This is a genomic window from Moorena sp. SIO4G3, from assembly GCF_010692305.1.
GTDB lineage: Bacteria > Cyanobacteriota > Cyanobacteriia > Cyanobacteriales > Coleofasciculaceae > Moorena > Moorena producens_A.
The window spans coordinates 1-3472 of the sequence record NZ_JAAHIG010000596.1 but is presented as its reverse complement, the minus strand read 5'-3'; the positions used below and the strand labels follow the sequence as shown (position 1 = coordinate 3472).

Annotated in this window: 3 protein-coding genes; 1 reads left to right on the top strand and 2 read right to left on the bottom strand. The window is 43.2% G+C overall.

Features of this window, described 5'->3' with window-relative positions:
- Positions 1–364: 364 nt before the first annotated feature.
- Entirely contained in the window at positions 365–1981 is a 1617-nt protein-coding gene (locus F6J99_RS43375; RefSeq protein ID WP_293123216.1) for a methyl-accepting chemotaxis protein, read from the bottom strand.
- Between the two features lie 587 nt (positions 1982–2568).
- Between F6J99_RS43375 and F6J99_RS43370 the strand changes: the two genes are divergently transcribed.
- Positions 2569–2694: a hypothetical protein gene (locus tag F6J99_RS43370; protein ID WP_293123213.1), complete on the top strand. Its 126-nt coding sequence runs from the start codon at positions 2569–2571 to the stop codon at positions 2692–2694.
- A 149-nt stretch (positions 2695–2843) separates the two neighbouring features.
- Here F6J99_RS43370 and F6J99_RS43365 read toward each other — a convergent pair.
- Positions 2844–3472: methyl-accepting chemotaxis protein (locus F6J99_RS43365; RefSeq protein WP_293123211.1), on the bottom strand; the 629-nt coding region annotated here is incomplete at its 5' end.

Here is a 3472-nt window from a genome sequence, read left to right as displayed (position 1 = left end):
AATTTGCTTGCTTAACATATAGCGGTTTGCGTGTAGGTTAAGTTATGATACATAATCCTGACTACTAACTACTGACTACTGACTACTTGTTCTTATTGTAATTAGCACGGGTGGCAAAGCGCTATATCCGATTGTCCTATGCGATCGCTATTCTTAAACTATCAGCTATCAGCTTGAGCATTGGGAACAGCGGATCATCGGAACAGCGGATCATCAGAATATGGCATCAAAAATTATCACAATTCCTACACGGATTGCTATTTAGCGCGTCTTTAGGGTTGTCCAGGACTACTCATGTCCTCGCCTCCAGAACCTTTTCCCTAAGTTTTCGGTGATTAAAAAGCTGAAGGCTGACGGCTTACTTCTAAACTTGGAACACCGAAACTTCTGTTTGTAATCCTTGGGCAGTATTATCCAATCGTTCCAGAGCATTATTCGTATCTCTTAGAGAATCAGCCGTTTGTTGTGATGCTTCACTTAATTGAACCATCGCCTCGCTGATTTGTTGAGCACGTTTCGATTGGTTTTCCACACGTTGATTTACCATATCAAACTGGGGGGTTAGGCTCTGCACTTGCTCAATCACTTTAGCAATTTGTTCACTAATATTGCCGACATTTTCCACACTATTGCTGACATCTTTGCTAAATTTATCCATTTCCATCACCCCAGTTGACACCGCCACTTGCATCTCTTTTACCATGGTCTCAATTTCTAGGGTAGCTACTGCCGTTTGGTCTGCCAGCCGCCGAATTTCCCGAGCCACAACCGCAAAACCAGCCCCATACTCTCCCGCTTTCTCCGCTTCAATGGCAGCGTTGAGGGATAGTAAATTAGTCTGATCGGCTACTTTAGTAATAGTAGTGACAACGCTATTGATATTATTGGCTTTTTCATTCATCACCCCCAGTTTCCCAGAAATAGAACTAGTAGCATTGGCCAAGTGACGCATGGTAGTTTCCATACGCATCAGGTCTTGTTGACCATGGCTAGCGCTATCAGCAGTAATTTGAGACAGCTTAGCGACTTGCTCCATAGTTTGAACTAATTGCCCAGAGGTATTGGCAATTTCTTGAGCTGTGGTTGTCACCTCGTTGGTGGAGGCTAATTGTTCGGTCATGGTTGCTTCTAATTGCTTACCAGAGGCCGCAATTTGGGTGGTGGAGCTAGTCATTTGGATACCAGACTGCTGCACCTTATAGATCAATGAATTCAGGTTTTCAGTCATGGTCTGCAAGGCACCAAGTACTTGTCCAATCTCATCTTGATCTTTAGAGACTTCAATTGCCTGGGTTAAATCTCCAGCAGACAGCCTTTCGGTTGCTCCTAGCAATCTAGTGATCTTGCTTCGTAGCGGCAAAGTAACCCATATACCCATAAGGATAGTCAGTATTATCGATAATGTAGTCCCAACCAAAACCACATTCATTAGCCAGCGCTGTTGTTCCTGGAATTGTCTGACCCCTTCCGTCATGAGAGCTTCTGCCCGTTTGATCATCTGCACCCTGTTCTTATCAACATTTTCAGCATTAATTGACTTAACTAAAGCAGTCGCTTCGGTAATCTTGCCTGAATCTACGAGTCGGAAAACCTGTTGAGATAGTTGATGTAATTTCTCCCCTTCTGCAATGTAATTATCCAAAAGTTGTCGTTGTATAGTGTCTTGAGTTTGCGCCTTAAGCGCTGAACTATATTGACGAAAATTTTCATAGCCCTCTTGATAGGATTGCTTATAACGTCCCTCTGCAGGAGAAATAAAATAGGCTCGGACACTGCGCACCATTTTCGTAAGCCCATGAGCGATCAGGTTGACTTCTATTGGACAGCCTCTTTGTCCTAGGATTGAAGAAGTGGTCGCAATTTGAGATTCAAATTCAAACGTTCTCATCGCGCTTGAATAGACAATTGACCCTAATCCAATCAGACAAATAATGGGGATTGAAGCTCCTAAGAAAATTCTGTGATTAATTTTTGTGAACATTTCGAAACAGTCTGGAATTTATACTGGTTGACTTGGGACTGGTAAAACCCAAATTAGTCTATAGAGTTTCTCATACCTATGAGGTACAGTATTGATTGGCGCTGATTGCCTTTAAGACCTTCTTGCCTTGGTGCCCTCTGCCTACCCCCTGCAAGGATAAGCAATATCGCTCAAACGTCGCTGAGAATTACTATAGTCCCTTTCTGGAAATTAGATGGATTATATCATGTCCCATTAATTGTCAATAGTAAAATTAGATCAAGTCCGATTAATCACTTCCAAAACCCAATAGTCCCAGTCTTTTTGGGTTACGGTAATCGATAATCGTCAAGTAAAAATTACCAATTCCCAATTAACAAATACCTCTATATAACATGCATTAAGCTATTTCATATTACTCAGCACTCAGCACTCAGCACTCAGCACTCAGCACTCAGCACTCAGCACTCAGCACTCAGATCAAGTCCGGTTGAATACCTATCATAAAAAAGATTGATGGGGAGATGGCCAGAGGGTGCATCTCATATTTGTAAAAAAGTTGCGTAGGGTGTGTTAGGGGGGGCCTCATTGTCTTGATGCAGTCGCTCATGGGGGAAACCCCCAAGACCGCGCTGCATCGCTTTCCGCCTCGTAGCCAGGGTTTAGACAGCCCGCCCCGTAACGCACCACCTTGTCAAACAACAAAAATGAGATGCACCCTGGCCAGATGGTGAGATGGCGCAGATTTTTATTCAAGATAATTATATAGAGTGGATATCAGTATTATTTTCAAGGACAGTATTTTTAACCTAGGATTTAGGGTTGCAATAACGCAGCCAATCTAATTGTAGGGTCTCCCTCCCAACCCTACTACTCGGCTTTTCTAAACTTGGAACACCGAAACTTCTGTTTGTAATCCTTGGGCAGTATCATCCAATCGTTCCAGAGCATGATTTGTATCTCTTAGAGAGTCAGCCGTTTGTTGTGATGCTTCACTTAGTTGAAGCATTGCCTCGCTGATTTGTTGAGCACGTTTCGATTGGTTTTCCACACGTTGATTTACCATCTCAAACTGGGGAATCAGGCTCTGGACTTGCTCAATCACTTTAGCAATTTGTTCACTAATCTTGCCGACATTTTCGACACTATTACTGACATCTTTGCTAAATTTATCCATTTCCATCACCCCAGTTGAAACAGCAGATTGCATCTCTTTTACCATGGTCTCAATTTCTAAGGTAGCCACTGCCGTTTGGTCTGCCAGCCGCCGAATTTCCCGAGCCACAACCGCAAAACCAGCCCCATACTCTCCCGCTTTCTCCGCTTCAATGGCAGCGTTGAGGGATAGTAAATTAGTCTGATCCGCTACTTTAGTAATAGTAGTGACAACGCTACTGATATTATTGGCTTTTTCATTCATCACCCCCAGTTTCCCAGAAATAGAACTAGTAGCATTGGCTAAGTGACGCATGGTAGTTTCCATACGCATCAGGTCTTGTTGACCATGGCTAG

What these genes read in the sequence shown, in the direction of transcription:
- F6J99_RS43375 (WP_293123216.1), bottom strand. Translation starts at nt 1,981, where the DNA reads ATGTTCACAAAAATTAATCACAGAATTTTCTTAGGAGCTTCAATCCCC.
- F6J99_RS43370 (WP_293123213.1), top strand. Translation starts at nt 2,569, where the DNA reads ATGGGGGAAACCCCCAAGACCGCGCTGCATCGCTTTCCGCCTCGTAGC.